Source organism: Candidatus Xiphinematobacter sp., assembly GCA_016766635.1.
Lineage (GTDB): Bacteria > Verrucomicrobiota > Verrucomicrobiia > Chthoniobacterales > Xiphinematobacteraceae > Xiphinematobacter.
This window is the reverse complement of the sequence record CP068473.1, coordinates 553167-573355: the sequence shown is the minus strand read 5'-3', so window position 1 is coordinate 573355 and position 20189 is coordinate 553167. Positions and strand designations below refer to the sequence as shown.

The 20189-nt window shown below is 48.7% G+C and carries 16 protein-coding genes, 1 tRNA gene and 1 pseudogene; 7 read left to right on the top strand and 11 right to left on the bottom strand.

Annotated features, from left to right (window positions below; genetic code table 11):
- Positions 1 to 53: 53 nt before the first annotated feature.
- Together rpoB and rplL are read right to left on the bottom strand one after the other, a co-directional pair.
- Positions 54 to 3845 carry a DNA-directed RNA polymerase subunit beta gene (gene rpoB / locus JMM79_02500; GenBank protein ID QQY08112.1) on the bottom strand — a complete coding sequence of 1264 codons (3792 nt, stop codon included), beginning with the start codon at positions 3843 to 3845 and terminating at the stop codon, positions 54 to 56.
- Positions 3846 to 4246: 401 nt separating this feature from the next.
- On the bottom strand, positions 4247 to 4630 hold the full coding sequence (rplL, locus tag JMM79_02495; GenBank protein QQY08111.1) for a 50S ribosomal protein L7/L12: 384 nt from the start codon (positions 4628 to 4630) through the stop codon (positions 4247 to 4249).
- Positions 4631 to 4748: 118 nt separating this feature from the next.
- On the opposite strand from rplL, the gene JMM79_02490 reads away from it, so the two are divergent.
- Complete coding sequence (locus JMM79_02490; protein QQY08110.1) at positions 4749 to 4943, top strand: hypothetical protein; 195 nt, start codon at positions 4749 to 4751, stop codon at positions 4941 to 4943.
- Position 4944: 1 nt separating this feature from the next.
- Here the strand turns inward: JMM79_02490 and JMM79_02485 are convergent, their stop codons facing one another.
- The 3 genes from JMM79_02485 to rplK all read right to left on the bottom strand — a co-directional run bounded on the left by JMM79_02485 (position 4945) and on the right by rplK (position 6749).
- Positions 4945 to 5466: a 50S ribosomal protein L10 gene (locus JMM79_02485; GenBank protein QQY08109.1), complete on the bottom strand. Its 522-nt coding sequence runs from the start codon at positions 5464 to 5466 to the stop codon at positions 4945 to 4947.
- Complete coding sequence (locus JMM79_02480) at positions 5466 to 6170, bottom strand: 50S ribosomal protein L1 (GenBank protein ID QQY08108.1); 705 nt, start codon at positions 6168 to 6170, stop codon at positions 5466 to 5468. Before JMM79_02480 ends, JMM79_02485 begins: the two co-directional genes overlap by 1 nt.
- A gap of 150 nt (positions 6171 to 6320) precedes the next feature.
- Positions 6321 to 6749: a 50S ribosomal protein L11 gene (rplK, locus tag JMM79_02475; GenBank protein ID QQY08107.1), complete on the bottom strand. Its 429-nt coding sequence runs from the start codon at positions 6747 to 6749 to the stop codon at positions 6321 to 6323.
- A gap of 210 nt (positions 6750 to 6959) precedes the next feature.
- On the opposite strand from rplK, the gene JMM79_02470 reads away from it, so the two are divergent.
- Positions 6960 to 7346, top strand: coding sequence for a hypothetical protein (locus JMM79_02470; GenBank protein ID QQY08106.1), 387 nt, complete (start codon positions 6960 to 6962; stop codon positions 7344 to 7346).
- 439 nt (positions 7347 to 7785) lie between these two features.
- Here JMM79_02470 and secG read toward each other — a convergent pair whose 3' ends face one another.
- A complete protein-coding gene (gene secG / locus JMM79_02465) occupies positions 7786 to 8235 on the bottom strand; it encodes a preprotein translocase subunit SecG (GenBank protein ID QQY08105.1) in 450 nt (149 codons plus the stop codon).
- A gap of 114 nt (positions 8236 to 8349) precedes the next feature.
- Here secG and accB point away from each other — a divergent pair, with 114 nt between their 5' ends.
- The 3 genes and pseudogenes from accB to JMM79_02450 all read left to right on the top strand — a co-directional run bounded on the left by accB (position 8350) and on the right by JMM79_02450 (position 11027).
- Complete coding sequence (accB, locus tag JMM79_02460; protein ID QQY08104.1) at positions 8350 to 8796, top strand: acetyl-CoA carboxylase biotin carboxyl carrier protein; 447 nt, start codon at positions 8350 to 8352, stop codon at positions 8794 to 8796.
- Positions 8789 to 10150 (top strand): acetyl-CoA carboxylase biotin carboxylase subunit, encoded by a 1362-nt coding sequence (accC, locus tag JMM79_02455; protein QQY08103.1) that lies wholly within the window; start codon positions 8789 to 8791, stop codon positions 10148 to 10150. The genes accB and accC overlap by 8 nt, the downstream gene beginning before the upstream one ends.
- Positions 10151 to 10420: 270 nt before the next feature.
- Positions 10421 to 11027 (top strand): annotated as a pseudogene (locus JMM79_02450) (thiamine phosphate synthase).
- Positions 11028 to 11243: 216 nt separating this feature from the next.
- On the opposite strand, the gene JMM79_02445 reads toward JMM79_02450, so the two are convergent.
- Positions 11244 to 11813: a recombination protein O N-terminal domain-containing protein gene (locus JMM79_02445; GenBank protein QQY08102.1), complete on the bottom strand. Its 570-nt coding sequence runs from the start codon at positions 11811 to 11813 to the stop codon at positions 11244 to 11246.
- A gap of 444 nt (positions 11814 to 12257) precedes the next feature.
- Here JMM79_02445 and JMM79_02440 point away from each other — a divergent pair, with 444 nt between their 5' ends.
- Complete coding sequence (locus JMM79_02440; GenBank protein QQY08101.1) at positions 12258 to 14807, top strand: leucine--tRNA ligase; 2550 nt, start codon at positions 12258 to 12260, stop codon at positions 14805 to 14807.
- A gap of 81 nt (positions 14808 to 14888) precedes the next feature.
- On the opposite strand, the gene JMM79_02435 is transcribed toward JMM79_02440, so the two are convergent.
- The 4 genes from JMM79_02435 to sppA all read right to left on the bottom strand — a co-directional run bounded on the left by JMM79_02435 (position 14889) and on the right by sppA (position 18668).
- A tRNA-Thr gene (locus tag JMM79_02435) sits at positions 14889 to 14960 on the bottom strand.
- A 20-nt stretch (positions 14961 to 14980) separates the two neighbouring features.
- Positions 14981 to 16093: a DNA polymerase III subunit beta gene (gene dnaN / locus JMM79_02430; GenBank protein ID QQY08100.1), complete on the bottom strand. Its 1113-nt coding sequence runs from the start codon at positions 16091 to 16093 to the stop codon at positions 14981 to 14983.
- A 149-nt stretch (positions 16094 to 16242) separates the two neighbouring features.
- On the bottom strand, positions 16243 to 17526 hold the full coding sequence (gene argA, locus JMM79_02425) for an amino-acid N-acetyltransferase (GenBank protein ID QQY08099.1): 1284 nt from the start codon (positions 17524 to 17526) through the stop codon (positions 16243 to 16245).
- Between the two features lie 164 nt (positions 17527 to 17690).
- Complete coding sequence (sppA, locus tag JMM79_02420; protein ID QQY08098.1) at positions 17691 to 18668, bottom strand: signal peptide peptidase SppA; 978 nt, start codon at positions 18666 to 18668, stop codon at positions 17691 to 17693.
- Positions 18669 to 18778: 110 nt separating this feature from the next.
- Here sppA and rsmA point away from each other — a divergent pair, with 110 nt between their 5' ends.
- Positions 18779 to 20110, top strand: a complete 1332-nt coding sequence (gene rsmA / locus JMM79_02415; protein ID QQY08097.1) for a ribosomal RNA small subunit methyltransferase A — start codon at positions 18779 to 18781, stop codon at positions 20108 to 20110.
- Positions 20111 to 20189: the final 79 nt, after the last annotated feature.

The window sequence follows — 20189 nt, the reverse complement described above, 5'->3', positions numbered from 1 at the left end:
ACTTTTAGCGTTGGAGTACGGAGGGTTTGATAGACCTAGATGTCCCCGGTAATTTATAGTGGTATTGGATGAGTCTGAGAGCGAGCCGAAGCTCGTACATTTAGGCCTAGACCCTGCATCTCTTTAATCAAAACATTGAACGATTCAGGAATACCCGCCTGGAGAGAGTGGTCACCCTTAACGATACTCTCATAAATTCTCGTTCGGCCCTGCACATCGTCGGATTTAACTGTTAGCAACTCCTGTAAGGTATAGGCAGCACCGTACGCTTCCAGAGCCCACACTTCCATTTCCCCAAAACGCTGGCCCCCGTACTGGGCCTTACCACCTAAGGGCTGCTGGGTGACCAAGGAGTAAGGGCCAACCGCTCGAGCGTGAATCTTGTCAGCCACCAAGTGACCGAGTTTAAGCATGTAAATGTACCCCACCACAACTTGTTGGTCGAAGGCATCCCCGGTTCGGCCGTCAAACACTGTAGCTTTCCCATTGTCATGGATCCAGGTAAAACCCTCCTTGCTTCTCGCTTCCCTCAAATAATGGCGGATGCGCTGCTCTGAAATACCATCAAAAACCGGGGTGGCAACTTTTAGGTCCAATGCCCTGGCAGCAACCCCTAAATGCGTTTCTAGAACTTGACCGACGTTCATACGGCTTGGCACCCCTAATGGATTCAAGATGACGTCCACCGGTGTCCCATCCTCGAGGAAAGGCATATCTTCTTCAGGAACAATCTTAGCCACCACTCCCTTGTTACCGTGACGGCCAGCCATTTTGTCTCCCACGCTCAGTTTGCGCTTGCTAGCGACATAGACTTTAACCTGTTTGATAATTCCAGGATCAACATCATCTCCACTTTCGACACGGCCCAAGTTCTCGTCTCTCTCGCTTGCTAGCTCAGTAAATCGATGCTCGTACTGGCTGATAATTTCACGGATCTTATTCCGAATTGGACTGGGGTCAATTTCCACGTGTTCATAGACGGAAGCTAATTTCCTCAGGAGTTGTTTGGTAATTTTTCGGTTGGCTGGAATAATGATCTCACCGCTTTGCGCATTTACCACGTCCAAAGGTATCTTTTCTCCAAGGAGAATGTTGGACAACGCCCCCGTTAGCTGTTCATGCAGCTCTTCCTTACGGCGTCTATGGTCCTCCTCAATCATCTTTTGTTGTCTCCTGGACTCTGCTACCGTCATCTTTTGGCGCTGGATCTCCTTTTTTGAGGAGACCTTTACGTCCATTACAATTCCGTAAGTACCGGAAGGTACAATCAGGGAGGTATCCTTTACATCGGCAGCCTTCTCGCCGAAAATCGCCCGCAGCAGGCGCTCCTCCGGGGCTAGTTCTGTTTCGCTTTTTGGGGTAATCTTTCCAACCAAGACATCTCCAGGCTTAACTTCAGCTCCCACTCGTACTACTCCGTCCGTACCAAGGTTTTGGAGCACTTCTTCACTTACGTTTGGGATGTCACGTGTAATTTCCTCAGGCCCTAGCTTGGTGTCACGAGCGCCAATTTCGAATTCGTCAATGTGGATTGAGGTGTAAATGTCCTCCTTGACCACACGCTTAGAAATTAGGATGGCATCCTCGAAATTGTATCCATGCCATGGCATGAAGGCGACTAATACATTACGCCCTAGAGCCAGCTCTCCATTCTCGGTATTAGGACCATCGGCGATTACATCTCCGGCCTTGACCACTTGTCCCTTGGATACGATAGGCTTTTGGTTGATGCAGGTGCTGCTATTAGAGCGAAGAAATTTACGTAGCTCGTAGACGTAAATACCAGATTCAATACTGGTCTTGAGCTTTTTTTTCCAGTCGGGTAGTCCGCCGTCCCTAGTAATGACGACCCGCGAAGAAGTAACAGAAGCTACCTTCCCGTCTCCCTCGGAAACGACTACTGCTAGGGAGTCGCAAGCCACCCTCTTTTCTAGTCCAGTGCCGACTAGTGGAGCCTCAGAAACAAGTAGTGGAACGCCCTGGCGTTGCATGTTGGAGCCCATTAGCGCACGATTGGCGTCATCGTGTTCCAGGAATGGAATTAGGCCGGCAGCGACAGAAACAAGCTGCTTAGGGGACACATCCATGTACTCTATGCGATCCGATTCGACCTCTATGAAGTCTCCCCTATAGCGGGCAGAAACTTTTGCATTAAGCAAATTGCCCCTCTCGTCTACAGGCGTATTGGCTTGGGCAATATAAAAATTTTCGTCCTTATCTGCGCTCAAGTAAACCACCTCATCCTGCACGCAGCCCCTCTCCACCTTACGGTAAGGGGTTTCTATAAACCCAAACTCATTGATGCGTGCAAAGGTGCTCAATGAATTGATTAAACCAATATTTGGCCCCTCTGGGGTTTCTACAGGGCAGATACGTCCATAGTGTGACGGATGCACATCGCGGACCTCAAATCCGGCACGATCGCGGCTAAGTCCCCCTGGTCCAAGTGCAGAGAGACGACGCTTATGAGTCAGCTCGGAAAGCGGGTTAGTTTGATCCATAAACTGACTTAACTGAGAGCGCCCAAAGAAATCGCGAATTACCGCACTGAGAGACTTTGGATTAACCAGCTTGGAAGGGGTAATATGGTCGGTGCTGGTATCGTAGAGTGTCATTCTTTCACGCACCAGTCGCTCAGTACGAGCGAGGCCAATGCGGCATTGATTAGCGAGTAGTTCCCCAACAGCACGTACCCGGCGGCTACCCAAATGATCGATGTCATCGGTCATCCCTTCTCCCTTGCTAAGCTCAATAAGGTACTTTATTGCAGCCACAAAGTCCTCCCTGGTTAGGGTTCGCTCCCTTGAGTCAATTTTGAGATTTAGCTTCTGGTTGATCTTGTGCCGACCTACCCGGCCAAGGTCGTAGCGTTTTACGTCAAAGAAAAGGCGTTTTAGCATGTTGCGCGCATTCTGCACAGTGGGAGGATCACCAGGCCGAAGTTTACGATAGATATCCTTTAGAGCTTCTTCCTCAGTACGAGCCGGATCCTTTTTTAGGGACTTTATAATGGTATCGCCCCCTTTTGTCTCCACCACTTGGGCAGTTGCATAACCAAGATTCATCAGTTGGCGCACAATAGTACTGCTAAGGGGCTCAAAGACGCGTGCGACAGCAACCTCCCCGTCATGAATATCAGAAACGAGCACCTTGGTGCTGATGGCCTCCTCATCTAAGTCGTCCGATAGGGTTATTTCCTCGATCTCGTAGAAAAGACGAAGGATATCTACATCTTCTCCGTAACCCAATGTCCGCAGGAAAGTGGTTGCTAGAAATTTACGGCGACGCTTGCGGCGATCAAGGTAGACATAAAGGAGATCGTTGTTATCGAACTGCACCTCTATCCAGGAACCGCGATCTGGAATGATCCGGAAACCATGAAGAAATTTCCCGTTTACATGGACACTCGTTTCAAAGCAAATACCCGGCGAACGGTGTAGTTGGCTAACTACCACACGCTCTGCCCCATTAACGATAAACGTTCCCTGAGGTGTCATGAGAGGAATCTCCCCCATGTACACCTTTTCTTCTTTTGTGGACCGTTCGTCCGTATAACGGAAAGTAACATAGAGCGGCGCACTGTATGTCTGCCCTTCTCGCTGTGCCTCCATAGCACTTACTTTGGGCTCTTCCAATTCATAGTTAACAAAATCAAGCAAGGATTTTTCCTCAAATCCAAAAATGGGAAAGAACTCCTGAAAAACCGCCTGTAGGCCAACGGCTTTGCGTCTGGAAGGTTCCACCCGCTTTTGGAAAAATTCCTCATACGAATGCACCTGGAGCTCGATTAAGTTCGGTGGCTTAATAACTTCCTGAATACTTCCGAAGTGGATTCTTTCTGACATTTTCAGTTACACTATGTCGGTACGCGACGGCTAAAGCCCGGGTACCCGCCCTTTCCGCGAAGACCGGACCGCGGAAGGCGGCGATGTGGAAGGTCGGGAATTCCGCTCACAAAAAATGAAAAAGCAGACGGGAATCCCCTGAAAAGCACTTCTCGCAGGAGTAAAGCTCCCCCCGGAGGAAGAAGGCGACAAGACAACACACAGCAAAAGGATCCCCCCATTCTGGGCTAAAAAGCATGTTCCGTCACTGTAGACCGCACCACCAATCACTAAAGATCAAGTGAGAACGGATACCCACCCATCCGGGACGGCAGCCCAGGCTTATCCCACAGACACCAGGAATGCAAGAAAAAACCCACGCTCCTCCGGTACCGCAATCTATAGGAAAGCAATGCTACTGGCTATCTAATTTCTACTTTTGCGCCAGCCGCTTCGATCTTCCTCTTGATCTCCTCAGCTTCTTCCCTGCTTACACCTTCCTTAATTACTTTCGGGGCAGACTCAACAAGAGCCTTAGCCTCAGCTAGCCCTAGATTGGCGACCGCCGACCGAACTTCCTTAATGACGGAGATTTTATTGCTTCCACGCTCACTAAGATAAACATCAAACAAGCTTTTTTCCTCTGTGGGAGCTGCTGTAGAAGCAGTACCTGTGGATGAGGAAGCGGTGACCGCAACAGGTGTAGCGCTGACCCCCCATTTCGTTTCCAGCTTTTTGACTAGATCGACCATCTCTAAGATGGAGAGCCCACTTAGTTCTTCAATTAAGGTATCAGGATTTGCCATTTGGAATTTACTTTGATTTAGTTTTTCTGTGCTTGAAACCCTCCGAACACTCAATTTGGTAAAGGTTTTTTAGCTTGATTCGCACTGTTTTAAGAAACGGAAGAAACGGCGTGCGGACATGGACTTGGAACTTCCTCCCTTTCGCTACCTCACTAACTTCCAATCACTAGAGAGAGGCAGGGGGGCAATTGTTTCTCATCTGGGATCTTACAATATACTTGTTCATTCTATCGACACTGAGAGGAAAAAACCGAAAGGACGTTCCGGCATTACCTCCAAGAGGACATCCACATCTCCCATAGGGGAAAATTAGTTCACTCTACCAGTTTATTTTTACTCTGTTTGAGCTGCAGTAGACGAACGAGGCATGCTCCGGGTTCGGAGAATGTACGAAGCAGGTGGGCAGCAGGCTCTTTGAAAAGGCCCAGAAGATGGGCGCGCAAACCCTCATGCGAGGGCAGAGTAGCAAGAACTTCGACCTGTGCAAGACTTAAGGGAACACCGCTAAGCATCCCCATTTTTATAGACGGCATCTCAAACTCTAGACTAAACAGCCTAAGAACCCTGGCAACTGCACACACATCACCGTTTCCGGTAACCAGGGCGTTTTGACCACAAAAAGCTGGTCCGAACTTTGGAAAATCCAGCCCCTGCATGGCAAGGAGGAGTAGAGTGTTCTTCACCACATGCAGTTTTGCGTCCACTGCCTTCAAGCGTTTGCGTAACCCAGAAAAATGATCTACCCGCATACCTATATATCCGACCACAAAGAGAAAGGATGACTGCCTCAGGCGGTTCTGAATGTCCCTAGCGATGCTGGCTTTTTCCGGCCTCATCAGCTAGTTCTTGGAGAATGAGGTGACTCTACGCCCAGTCCAGGAGACATGGTGGCACTCAGGGTAATTTTCCTAAGGAACAGACCCTTGGCAGTAGCAGGACGCGCTTTGAGCAGCGTGTCAATGACTGCCCTTCCATTTCCGATAAGGCAATCCCCTAAAAAGGAAAACTTCCCTATTGGAACGGATATATTCGCGCTCTTGTCCATTTTGAACTCTATGCGACCAGACTTTACTTCCCTTACTGCGGCAGCAGTATCCTCTGCCACCGTCCCAGCCTTCGGATTAGGCATGAGACCACGGGGGCCGAGGATCCTTCCTAATTTTCGTACCTCTACCATGGCCGCCGGAGTAGCAATAGCAACGTCAAAACCAAAAAAGCCAGCCCCTACTCTCTTCAAAAGGTCTTCATAACCTACGTACTCAGCCCCTGCCTCCTGCGCATCGATAGCCGCCCGCCCTGTCGCGAATACTAAAACACGCATCGACTTGCCGCTTCCATGGGGAAGTAGGCAAGTGCCACGAACCATATGATCGGTCCGCTTTGGGTTGACTCCTAATCTAAAGGAAAGGGCAACTGTTTGATCGAACTTGGTGGGGGGTAGCCTCTTAAGAAGAGCAACCGCCTCTCCCAGAGGGTATCTTCTGCTAGGATCTACCAACTTGGCAGCACACTGGTAACGTTTGCTTATTTTCTTCTGCATTTTTCGGCTGGTAACCGCGATTCCATTTTTAGTAGTGCGGTGATAACATGCCGCACAAAAAAACCGCTAGGGACGACGACTCTAGGAGACGATGTAACGATGAAGTGCCATAATGCGCCTTCTTGGGCCGGGCCTCTTAGCAGGCCCTTCTCAGCTGAGCAAAATCTCGATGCCAGCCTGGCGAGCAGTCCCAGAGAGAATGCGAAACGCAGCCTCTTCATCTTCCGTATTGAGATCCCCCTTTTTGATTTTCACAATTTCCATAACCTGCTCCCTAGTGAGCTTCCCCACCTTTGTCTTGTTAGGCTCCTTGGAGCCCAAAGGGACACCGGCTGCCTTTTTAAGCAAGATGGCAGCAGGAGGGGACTTAGTGACAAACGCGAAAGTCTTATCCTTAAAGACTTGAATAACTGCGGTAAGAATGTCTCCTATCTGCCCCTGTGTCGAGGCGTTAAAGTCCCTACAAAAGGCTACGATGTTTACCCCATGTTGCCCCAAGGAAGGACCTACCGGCGGGGCAGGACTCGCCTGCCCAGCCGGAATTTGTAGTTTAACAGTAGCAACGACTTCCTTCGCCATAGATGGAGAGACGGAGGTGATATTGATATCATGATTGATTTCTCATGAAAAAAATCACCCAAGAGGTCCGGAAGCGACAGACTTGAGCATTTCGTGGCTGCTTAGTCAAGTAGAAATTTCTAGCCTTGTTAAAAAATTCCCCCGCACTTGGCCGCAAAAATCAAAAACAAGCACTTTTCATGTGAGTAAGTTTTCTTTATCAGTGTTTGTGTGTTTCAAATAATTTTTAGTGCAATGAGTGCTGCAGAGATAAGTGTCCTCCCAAAAGGATCACAACTAGAGCTTCTTGCAGAATTCCAACTATTTCCAAATGACTCTGAGAACCCAGAAGGCCATTTCGGGGTGTTGTGTCGAGGGCAGCACAAGCTGTTCCGATATCGTTCCAGGGACTACCGGATTTATTTCGAGCAGCACCCGAAAGGTGTGCTTATCCGTCGAGTGCTCCATAAAAATACACTGCAAGATTTTCTCTTTCGCTCCAGCCTAACTATAGCAGAAGAGGATGAAAGATTGGGAGCAACCAGTGCTTTCTGGAAGCTGATTGAAGAAGGTCAAGGCCATACTAGTCCACTACCCAACAAGACTGCTTATCTTTGATTGTCACATTGTCATGCAACTCTCCTCTCTCTATAATCCCCCCATTGCTCATTTTGTCCCTCCTAGCCGGCGGCAGATAGTCCAAAAGAAGAAGAGTAAAATGAGGGAAGAGTAACTCGGAACTCGATAAGTTTTTTCATCACGGCTACTCCCCGAGTTCTAGGTATAGTCTAGGTTTCTTGCAGTAAGAGGGGGGACGCACAACCTACTCTAGGACAGCTTGTTACAAGTTGTTGTTATAAGGTGAGGGAGGCATATATCCCAGACAGGTTTCTCCCCTCTAGAAGGCTTAGCAGTTAGCTATCCACCAAGCGTTCCCACCGTTCATAGCAGAACACAACACCCCTCTAAGGCAGGCACTTTTCTCGCAAGACTTCTTGACCCCCTCCTGCCCCCTTGGCAGTTTCCTCGAGGGATTGATTTAGTGCCATTGTTCTCCTTACCTGGCAGGAGAAGAGGATTTTGGTGGGGGAGAGAGATTATTCAACTCCCTCTGAAGGTCAAGGTGCCCCGCAGATGTTCTTGCATATGCAATGGCAAGTAATAATGTGAGGACGAAGAAGATGGTCCCCAAGTATGTTGTAACTTTGGCAAGAACGCTGGAGGCTTGTGCCCCGAAGATGTTGTCGGTCACCCTGCCGCCAAAGGCAGTGCCCAGCCCCTCGCTTCGGGTCCTTTGCATAAGCACAGCCACAATTAGCAACAGGCAGACCCCAACATGGAGAGCTAAAAGAAAAGGTAGCAACCTACTCACAGAAATCGGAAGGAAGAACCGGAAGGAAACAACAGCACCCAACCCAACCAGGGCCACTGTGCCTGGGGGAGTTAGGAATGTAAAGAGTATAGTTGTTAGCGTAGTAGCAAAGTCTCCAGTCGGATTGTGTAACATTCCCCCCGTCCATGACACATCCAAAAGCTTTCTTCTAAGGGTACGACGACGTTAGAGCATTTTCTTCCCGCAGTGGATTCTTACCTCAAAGAAATACGTTCACTTATCAGTCTGATGAAGAGAAACGGTGTTGCCTTTCTCAAGATGGAGCGAGAGGGATTCCGGATTACTCTTAGTGTAGCAGATGTTGTTACCCCCAATTCGGTCACTGTTTTACCTTCGTCATCATCCTCACCTTTCTTACCTTGTTCTGGGAATACACAGGAAGCCGCTTCTAGAAGTTTGCCTTCTCCTCCCTCCTCCGATGGAAATCCAGCAAAGACCATTACCTCACCCATGGTAGGTACTTTCTATACAGCACCCTCCCCAGATGGCATTCCGTTCGTGCAAGTGGGCACTCCGATTACACCGGATACAGTGGTCTGTATTGTGGAAGCCATGAAAGTAATGAATGAAATTAAAGCTGAAGTATCAGGAATTATCGTGGAAGTCCTTGCCGAAAACGAGACGTCAGTCCAGTTTGGCCAACCTCTTTTTCGAGTAAGCACAGGTGGTGTTTAAGAAGATCCTTATTTCCAATCGAGGTGAAATCGCTCTGCGCGTCATCCGCGCCTGTAGGGAGCTTGGCATCCAGACGGTTGCCGTCTATTCGGAGCCAGATGTTGAATCCCTTCACGTTCAACTTGCGGACGAGGCAGTTTGCATTGGTCCAGCTGCCAGCTCTGAAAGCTATCTAAAGATAGACCGCATTATTAGTGCTGCGGAAATTACCGATGTAGATGCCATTCATCCAGGCTACGGCTTCCTAGCCGAAAACGCTCATTTTGCCGAAGTTTGCGCCAGCTGCAACATCACCTTTATTGGACCTTCACCAAGAGTTCTCCGCCTGATGGGAAACAAAAGTGCGGCAAGGGAGTACGCAAGCGGGGCAGGTGTCCCCGTAATCCCTGGAAGTAAGAGCACTGTCGATTCGGAACTGGAAGCACTTGAGCTTGCTCGGGCCATCGGCTATCCCGTGATGGTCAAGGCCGTTGCCGGCGGTGGAGGGCGAGGGATGCGGGCTGCATACAACGAAAACAGCCTGGTGCAGGGCTTTCACAGTGCTCGCACAGAGGCCGAAAAGGCCTTCAGTGACCCAGCAATCTATCTCGAGAAGCTTATCCTAAATCCGCATCATATCGAATTTCAAATATTCGGAGACAATTACAGCAAGGTGATTCATCTTGGAGAACGCGACTGCTCCATCCAACGTCGTAACCAGAAAATCGTTGAGGAATGTCCTTCTTCTCTTATGACGAAGGAGCTGCGAACCCAGATGGGGGAAGCGTCGATCCGATTGGCACAGGCTGTAGGCTACACTAATGCAGGAACAGTGGAATATTTGGTGGATGAGGAGCTAAACTTTTATTTCGTGGAAATGAATGCTCGTATCCAAGTGGAGCATCCAATTACTGAGGAGGCATACCGATGCGACCTTGTAAAGCAGCAGATCCGGGTTGCCGCTGGAAAACATTTGAGTGACTACTTGACCCACGCCATCCCGCACTATCATGCTATTGAATGCCGTATTAACGCGGAAAATCCATCTAAAAACTTCCAGCCCTGTCCAGGAACTATTAAGCTCTACTATGCCCCTGGGGGGTATGGCGTACGCATCGATTCCCACGCCTACGCGGGTTATCCAGTTCCCCAGCATTATGACTCTATGATTGCGAAACTGATCGTGGCAGCTTCCTCCCGCAAATCTGCAATTTGCCGCATGAGTCGTGCTCTCAGCGAGTACCTTATCACAGGTGTTCATACGAACATTCCTTTTCAACAAGCCATCTTGAGAAACGAGGAGTTCCATCGAGGGAAGTATAATACCAGCTTGGTAGAAAGAATGATAACAGAGATGCCTGCTCTTAATTTTTAACGGCGGACACATTAGTATTTGTTTCTCTTGATAACCTATACTAACAACGAAACGAGCGGTAACGCGTGAGGAATCGGAGATGATAGGTGGAGATAAATAAGGTACAACATGATAGAAGAAAAAGAGGGCTTACCTTTTCCAGTATGGTCTCCTCTGAACAAATATCGGCATGCTCCGGGATCACGAAATTAGCACAGATAGATCCATTCCGAGAGGTTGGTTGCACCCCGCTATAAAAATTCACAAAATCACAAAAGCCCTACGACTCCTGTGAAATTGCCTTCTGAATGCACTCTTTACGGCATTTTGGATCTGGGTTACATTTCCCCTCAAGATTGCTATCTGGCTGCCGAATCAATGAGGCAAGGGGGGGTGGACATAATCCAGCTGCGTGCCAAGGGGCATCCCTCATCAGAAATTATGGCTCTCGCCTGCTCGCTTGCCCCTCTTCTCGTAGATATCCCGTTTATCCTTAATGACTATCCTCAACTAGTGACTAGAACAGGAGTCTCTGGCTTTCACATTGGACAGGAGGACCTCTCACTTGACAAGGCACGAGCCCTTGCCGGAAGGGACGTTATAGGTGGGTGTTCCACACACAACATCACTCAGGCCCAGTCAGCTTCTTCCGCCGGGGCAGATTACATCAGTTTTGGCCCCCCTCTTCCACGCGTCCACTAAGCCAGGATACCCTCCAACCAGCCTAGCGCATATTAAAGAAGTTAAAGAAGTAGAAGTACACGACCTGGTAGTACACGACCTGGTCTCCGTACCCATCTTCTGTATCGGAGGAATTAAACGAGAAAACTTGCCTACTATCTTGGATGCAGGCGCCAGACGTGTCGCTATCGTCTCCGGCATTCTTCAGGCCAACTAATATCGGGCAGTTTTGCCGAGACCGCAAGGCACTACTAGGGGGGGTCTACAAACCCACGCCGTGGTCTTGGTCTTATTGTAGCAGTAAGGCAAGCAAATCCAATGCCTGCCTCCACCGAAATGAAAAACAGGCATTAATGCTAGAGGGTGTTTTTGGCCCGTCCCTCTTTGCAGCGTGCAGTACCGGAAAAAGTCCTGGCTTTTTTCTTGTCCATTGTTAGAAAGCGCCGCCCCTCCGAGCATGCAAAACGTGAAAGGCGGCAGCTCTACTACGCGGCAGATATCCGCAGTAATGTTCCAGGGCTTCCGGAAGAGGTCCCCCTATTCCTATCCTTTGGCAAAGGTTACTTTCAAATTTGGTTAAAGCGTATAGGGAAGCAGGGGACCTTTGCAAATAACGTAGTCCCACCCTAAGGAGATCGAATACCTCCGGAGCTGACTCATCTAAAACTGGTAATACTGCCTCAGCTAGTTCTGAGAAATACGCCGCCAAAACGAAGTTGGAATAGGAAAACTTTCCTACCACAGAGGGGAACGTAGCGTGCGACTCCTTCAAAGGGTACAGATCCGACTTCCAACTTCTCTCGAAACAGATCTCCACCTCACAAAAGAGCTCTAACCCCCCCTGAAAGGGGCTCCTGAAACTTCTTGCTCCACGAGCGCTAGTTTTTATTCTTCCATACTGCTCTGATATCCAGGTGCAGAACAGCGTCGTCTCAGAGAATGGTGTCTTCCGAATAAGGATAGCAGCAGTTCGTTCCAATTGACCGGATGTGCTTCCAAGCATGGAATGCAGTCTGTTGTTGCGTTTCCTGCCACTGGTCGCTTTTTTGAATTGTTAGAATGAGAAGAATTGATAATCCAGCCGCCATTGTCGCCTGGAATGTAACAGTATGTCTCCCACGTGCGCTTTTTTTCTTTTCTTTGTTGCAGGGCAGCTCTTTTGAAAAACCCTAGCCTCGTCCGTTCTGGCAGGGGTGGATTAAGGCACGCTAGCGGAGAGTCTCTCTCTCCTACCCCTGGTAAAAGAACTTATGTAGTTCGCATTGCTCAGCCTGGATATACGTGTGGCTATTGCTACACGTTTTTCTCCTGAGAGGATTGCATAAAAATGTTAGAGTAAAACAGACACGGAAGAACGCTCGAGCCCAAGTAAAACAGGCAAAACAGGCCAGACATGCTGGTTTTGCATTCTAGGCAATTTTCTTCCGTTCCACAACAAAGGTAGGTTATGACTTTTTCGAAAAACACAAAAAAAATCCCCTTCGACGAATACGAATCTAGATGGCAGCTTTCCTGGCTCAAGAGCAATTCTTTCAGTGTACCCAACCCTGGAGAACCTGGATTCGATCCTCGCCGCTCCAAATTCTACCTCTTGGACATGTTTCCGTACCCGAGTGGAGAAGGGCTCCACGTGGGCCATGTCGAAGGATACACTGCCACTGACATTCTGGCTCGTTATAAGCGCATGTGTGGATTTCAAGTGCTCCATCCTATGGGCTGGGATGCCTTCGGTCTCCCAACGGAGCAGTTTGCCCTGAAAACAAATCAACATCCAGCCGTCACCACCGAAAAAAATATTAACCGGTTCCGTGCTCAACTCCAATCACTGGGCCTCAGCTATGATTGGAAACGTGAGATAAATACGACCAATCCCGCATACTTTCGATGGACACAGTGGATCTTCTTGCAAATCTATAACTCGTGGGTCAACCCTTCCACTGGAAGGGCAGAGGCAATTTCTACTTGTCGCAAGAGCGATCCAGATTCCGTGAGGCTGGCCTACGTAGCTGAAATTCCAGTGAACTGGTGTCCATCCCTTGGCACCGTGCTCGCCAAGGAAGAGGTAAGAGGAGGGTATAGCGAAGTGGGAGGTTTTCCAGTGGAACGACGGCCGATGAGGCAGTGGATACTGCGCATCACAGCATATGCACAACGACTGATAGATGATCTAGAAGATCTAGATTGGCCAGAATCTGTCAAATTACTTCAGAGAAATTGGATTGGACGGAGCGAAGGGGTAGAAGTTACTTTTCGTGTGGTTTCCCATACTTCTTCTCTCAGAGTCTTTACCACTCGCCCCGACACTCTCTTTGGAGTCACTTACTTGGTAATCGCTCCAGAACACCCTATGTCCAGCACTTTAACGGTTTCCCACCGCAAATCCGAAGTAGAGGCATATTTAAAGCTAGTTTCTTCCAAGTCCGATCTAGAACGAACTGATTTGAACAAAGATAAAACGGGCGTCTTTACCGGTTCCCACGCTATTAATCCTATCAATGGTGAGAAAATCCCAATCTGGATCTCTGACTACGTTCTTATGAGTTATGGCACTGGTGCTGTTATGGCTGTACCAGCACATGATAAGCGGGACTTTGAGTTTGCTAGGAAATTCCATCTGCCCATACATCGAGTTATTGCCTCCCGGGGATCTGTAGGAGATTGCTTCCCTGGAGAGAGTATTGCAATCCACTCCCCTCTCATTGAGGGTTTGCCAACCGAAAAAGCTAGGGAACGCATCACTGTGTGGCTCGAAAAACAAGGGATGGGCAGACCGGTAGTCCATTATAAACTTCGCGACTGGCTATTCTCACGGCAACGCTACTGGGGCGAGCCTTTCCCAATTATTTGGGAAGGGGGACGACATCATGCCCTTGATCCCTCAGAGTTGCCCATCTGTCAGCCGGCTGTAACCAATTTTAAGCCTTCCAAAACAGGAGAGCCACCTCTTGCACAGGCGATAGAATGGGTACGTTATTCGGAAAAAGCTCGGAGAGAAACTAACACAATGCCCCAATGGGCGGGTTCATGCTGGTACTACCTGCGCTTCTGTGATCCACATAATTCCTCGCATTTTGTCGGAGCAGAAGCAGAAAGGTATTGGATGGAAAGTGGAAGGAGGGCTGGTGGTGTTGATCTCTATGTGGGAGGCACTGAACATGCTGTTTTACACCTTCTCTACGCCCGATTTTGGCATAAGGTCCTATTTGATTTAGGGCATGTTTCCACGCCGGAACCTTTTCAACGACTAATCAACCAAGGGATGATACTCGGCTCCGATGGGCAAAAAATGTCCAAGAGTAGAGGCAATGTCATTAATCCAGAGAGTATTGTAGCGGAATACGGGGCAGATTCTCTACGTTTGTACGAGATGTTTATGGGGCCCTTGGAACAAACGAAGCCCTGGAACATAAAAGGTGTGGAGGGCGTTTATCGCTTCTTAGCACGGGTTTGGCGCCTTGCATTCGAAGAAGACCAAGAAGGCTGGAGGATTTCTTCTGCACTGACCACACAACCCTGCACCCCCCACCAGCTACGTATAATCCATGCTACCATCAAGAAGGTTACAGCTGACATCGAAGCCTTTTCCTTTAACACTGCCATCGCTCAACTGATGGCCTTTGTTAATGAATTTACATCTGTTAATCCCTGTCCTGTGGAGGCCATACAAACTCTGCTCCAACTTCTTAGTCCATTTGCCCCTCACCTTGCCGAGGAAGTTTGGTTCCGGCTTGCCTCGCGGTTCTCGTGCTTTACTTCCAATGTTTCTAATCAACCTTGGCCTAAGTACGAAGAATCCCTGCTTGTAGAAACTGAAAAAGAACTAGTTGTACAGATTAATGGAAAAACTAAAGATCGTGTGCGAGTCTCAGGTTCCGTCTCCTCTGCGGAGGTTGAATTGATTATTCTGGCTCTACCAAAAATTCGTGCAGCACTTGGTAAAAAAACGCCGGTGCGCTTTATCAGCGTACCTGGGTTGGTAAACCTTGTCGTCCACTAAACTGGAAGTGAAGGTGAAAGGACCCAGTCTCTTCCTTATATGAGAAACCACATCACCAAGGAACGGCACTTCTCGCAGGCAAGCCGACAGTCGGATTCGAACCGACGACCTGCTGATTACAAATCAGCCGCACTACCGCTGTGCTATGCCGGCGCCTAAACCACCGCGATTCCTCAGCTGACCGGGGGGACTCTCATGGGCATAAGAACATAGAGGAATGTTTCTCTAGACATTGCACGAAGTACACTTGGACCCATCCCATTAAAAAATTCCAAGTCAACCTGTTCATCCGAAATGTTACGTAGTGGATCTACTAGAAACTCAGGATTGAATGCGATGGAGAAATCCTTTCCACGGTATACAATCGAGAGAGACTCTTTTGCTTCTCCTATTTCTGGGGTAACTGCTGTAATGTCCATCTTGTTCTTGGTAAGAGCCAGACAGACTGAGCTTGCCTTACTTAGACTCAGCAGGGATACACGTTTCACTGCGCTTAAGAATATTTCCCGCTCGAGCTTGATTCTTTCGCTGGTTCCACTGGGAATGACTTGACGGTAGTTAGGGTATTTTCCTTCTATTAACTTAGAAATTAAGAAAACGGTCCCTAGGTGAAAGGCTACAACATTTTTGGCAATAGAAAGCGTCAGCTTGCCGCCCTCTCTGAGAAGACGCTGTAGCTCACTAACAGTTTTAGTTGGTACAATAAATTCCAACTCTTGTTGATCATAAGGCGATTGTACCTCTACTTCGTAGAGGGCAAGGCGGCGACCATCTGTTGCAACGAGTGTTAGCCTTTTGTTTTTAAGGGAAAAGAGGATACCATTGAGAGTGTAGCGACTCTCATCCGTAGAGATCGCATAAGAGGTATATTTAAGACCTTCAAAGAGAACAGGCTGTTCCATGGAGACGCGAACGGCGTCCTTTATCTCAAAAAGTTCCGGAAATTCCTCTTTAGGGAGACCAAACATTCTAAAGAGGCTGGACATACACCGAATGGTAGAGGTATTCCCGGAGTCTGTTTCGATCGCAACGTCGCCGCTGCAGAGCTCCCTGGCGATGGCGGCGAGCCGGCGTGCCGGTAAGGTGGTCGCTCCAGGAGCTTCCACGGCAGCGGGGATGCGACATTGGATGGTGGTGCTTTGATCAGTGGCGGTTATGCTCAACTCCCCTTCGGAAGCCTCCAGAAGGGCATTGGAAAGGACTGGCAGGGCCGGTCGCGCGCTGACAACGCTTTGCGCGCGCTGTAGTCCTTCCAACAGTGCTTCTTTGGCGACGACGAGTTTCATGGAAGACCCACCCACTGCGGCAGAACAGAACGTTCCCCTATGGGCCTAAAAAGCCCCTTTGTCAAAGATAAACTGGTAAAATAGTGGGCGAGGGTAAATTGAGCGCCTCCGCTTTGTTGTCTTCCGGACCTTTGTATTTCCACGATTGCTCAGTAAGTAAGTTCTTTGACCAGGATACGAGAGCATCGTCCGCTGGCTTCGTATTTCTCTCGGCGACTGACCGGTAAATCCTCTGCCTGCGCCACCCTAAATCCTCCTTTTTGCTGAAGATAGTTAAACGCTTGCGTGGAGAGAGCATAAATTTTCTTTAGTCCCTTTTCTTTTGCGAGAGTTTCAATGAAGGCCATCAACTTACGGCCGTAGCCTTTGTTTTCATGGCTGCTATGTACATATAAGCAGGCCATTTCTCCAACAACCTCTTCCGGGTAGACATGTAGAGCTACGCAAGCTACTAAACTATGGTTAATGTCAAGTACCCAATAGTCTTCCATATGAGCCAGGATCTCACCGCGTGTACGGCGGACTAGTTCTTCGTTCTTTACCGACTGTCGGATGAGATTTAGGATCCCCCAGACATCCTTCTTAAAAATTCCGCGGACCTGCTGATATTCGTCCGAGTGTACCATGGTACCAAACCCTTCGTTACTAAAAACTTCCTTAAGCAGTGCCCCGTTCACACCCCCATTTAGAATGTGTACCCGTGATATCCCCTGCCGACATGCGCGAGATGCACTATCCAGTTTGGAAATTAAATTAGAGGGCCAGTAGGTTTGATGACGTATAACGAGTTCTTCTGATTCCGAGGCGGAAATCTGCTTGGGCAGTTGGACTTTTGGCTCGAAAGCGGCAGCAGAGGCTAGAAAGATAACTTTCGCCGCCTGAAGTTCTCCAGCTACTTCAACAGCAATCGCGTCAGAATTTACTCGGTAAGTGTGGCCCTCTCCATCAAATCCTAGTGGGGGCAGTATCGGAATGATATCTTCCCTTAGAAGCAAGTCCAACACCTTACTGTCTACGCGCTCTACACGTCCTGTAAACTGATAGTCTTTTCCACCAAGAATTCCTGCTGAATGGGCTGTAATAGCGTTGACATAAGCGACCCGTAAGTCCACAGCAGACAATCCTTGCATGATCTCACTGGTGAGTCGCATTGCCGCATCAATGCTTACCTGCAAGGAAGCCACGTCTGTTACTCCGATTCCACTAGAGCTAGAAAGTTTGACCTTATATTTGCTCGCCAGGCGTTCAGTCTGGACGCTGGCGCCGTGTACAAGGATCACCTTGATACTTAAGGAACGCAGGACAGCCAAATCCAAAAGGATGTTGGAGAAATTTTCAGATCCAGCGACCGAACCATCAACTGAGATCACAAATATTCGTTCCCAGAATTGGGGGATGTATTGAAGAATCTCTCGAAGGAAGGCAACATTCACAAGTGCACATAAGAATCAAAAACTGCCGCCAGAGAAGAAAATTAAAATCATGAAATGAAAAATGGTAGCCTCGATATGCACATTCTAAAAAACCACGGCGGCACATACAACAGTAGCAACACCACTACCAGTCAGGACCCACTGGACCGGTGTGTTGGTGAGGGTTAAGGCACCAGGATAGAGGGTAGGAGATAGAAGCGTCCAGGTTCTAGCGCAAAAACATGCAGAAAGTTTAGTTGGACTTTTTGGGTAATCCCTTGACTGAGTCTGCTCAAAAATGTTGATAAAGAAAATTGTGCTGTGTAACTGACAACTGAGGCGTCTGGGGCACCACCGAGTTCTTTTGCCTTAGCATAGGCATCCTCAATATAGCCGAGGCTATCCACAAGCCTTTCGCGGTAAGCGTCCTCTCCACTGAGGATACGACCGTCTGCGACCCCCTTATAGAGAGCTTCAGGGGTCAGGTGCCTGGCAGAGGAAACGACTTGTACGAATCGCCTGTAGGTCTGCGCAACGAGTGCCTGGACATAAGCCTTTTCTTCTGGGGCCATTTCCCTTGCTGGGTTCAGCATATCCTTAAATTTTCCACTTCTAAAAACCAGAGACTGCAGGCCGATTTTACCGAAGAGTTTCTGGTAATTCAGAGCGGAAATTATCACACCAATACTGCCCGTGAAGGTCGTTGGGCTGCACATAATCCAAGAGGCTCCACAGGCAGTGTAGTAAGCTCCGGAAGCTCCTATGGAGTTGATATAGTAGACAACCGGCTTCTGTTGTGCAAGGTTACGCAGGGAATGGTAAAGGACATCGGAGGCCGTTACCTCTCCACCTGGGGAATCCGTAGAGACTATAATGGCTTTAACGTCGGGGTCGCTAGCTGCCTGCTGGAAAGCTTCCTTTAAATCATCTACCATAGAGTCGCCTAGTGCATTGGATTGAGAAAAACCGATAGTTCCAATAAGAGGAATGAGTACAATCTTTGCGTTTTCCGCTCCTGGTAAGAGGACGGTCTCACGGTAGCGTTTTTCCAGAGTGAAAAACCCTTTTTTATCGGTAAGAGCTACCAGCAAAAAAATATTAAAGAAAACGCTCAGGCAAAACAGCAGGAGGAACGTAATGCCTAGAAGACCACCTTTGTTCATTAGGATGGATGCTATAATAGGGAATCCCGCAGCTCACAAGAAACGTTTTCAATAAAGTCGGAAGATGGATCCAGAAGGAGAGGAATTCTTGACAGGATGAAATAGGTTCGATGACCCTCAAAGAGGTACGAGACTGTCTTAGGAAGCTGGCCCTGGAACCCGCAAAAAGCTTGGGGCAAAACTTCCTGCATGATCAAAATCTCGCGCGATGGATGGTGTCAAGGCTCTCTCTAGATCACGGAGACCACGTGGTGGAATTAGGTCCAGGGTTAGGTGCTCTCACGGAATATTTGATGCAGGCTGGAGTGGGACGAATAACCGTGGTAGAGAAGGATGGCCGTCTTGCGGGTGCATTAGTTCAGAGATTAGGAAATACTCTCCATGTCATCCAGGAGGATGCGACACGTGTTGATCTCCTCAGATTTTACGGATTCGGACGGGTAAAAGTCATCGGGAATTTACCCTATTATGTATCCTCTCCCATCCTTATGCGGTTTCTCAATAAGCTCTCACCAGCAATTCGGCTGGTTTTTGCTGTGCAAAGGGAATTAGCAGAGCGACTAGTTGCAGCCCCGCACACTAGAGAATATGGAATAATGACGGTCTGTATCCAGCATCGCTGGAAGATACAACTCCTGCGCAACCTCTCACCTAGTGTTTTTTATCCAAAACCCAGGGTGCATTCGTCCATTATCCTTTTCACACCACGAGAGGTTGTCCATTTCTGTGATGAGGCCCTTTTTGAAAGGATAGTGTACCTCGGATTCTCCGAGCGCAGGAAGCAATTGCGAAAGTTGCTGGGGAACACGAAAGGTGTGTGGGAAAAATTTGCTGAAGAGATGGGAATCTCTCCCCTTGCACGGGCAGAAGAACTCTCCCATGCCGATTACGCAGAGCTGGCTTGCCGGCTTAGTCCATTCCGTCCCCAAACTATGGCCGCGCGCGCAGAGGAGCTTGATGTTGTAGATTTCCAGAATCGAGTGGTAACTCGGGTGCCACGCGCGGAGATCCACACGGAAAACCTTCCACATCGATCCGTGCATGTTCTGATACGGAATAGGGTTGGCAAATGGTTTTTGCAAAGGAGATCCATTTGGAAGGATAGCAACCCAGGTAAGTGGGATTCTAGCGTCGCAGGACATCTCCTGTCTGGGGAAGGCTATGAGATTGCTGCGCGCAGGGAGCTATGCGAGGAATTAGGAGTCACGAGATGTGACTGGCTTTTGAAAAAAGGCAGCCTACAAGCCTCTGCAGAAACGGGATGGGAATTCATTGAAGTTTTTTTTACCCAACAAGAGGGACCTTTTTCTCTCACGCCCATGGAGATTGATATTGGGGCCTTTTTTGAAGAGGAGACCATCCAAAGGTGGATTCGGAAAGAGCCAGGGTCGTTTACTACAACGTTCTTACAGTGCTTTGATTTAATAGTTAACGATCACTAGTTTTTCATTGCTAAACTCCCGCTGGGATTTGTACAGGACCATCTCGAAAATTCTAAGAAACGCCTCCTGGTTTCTGTAG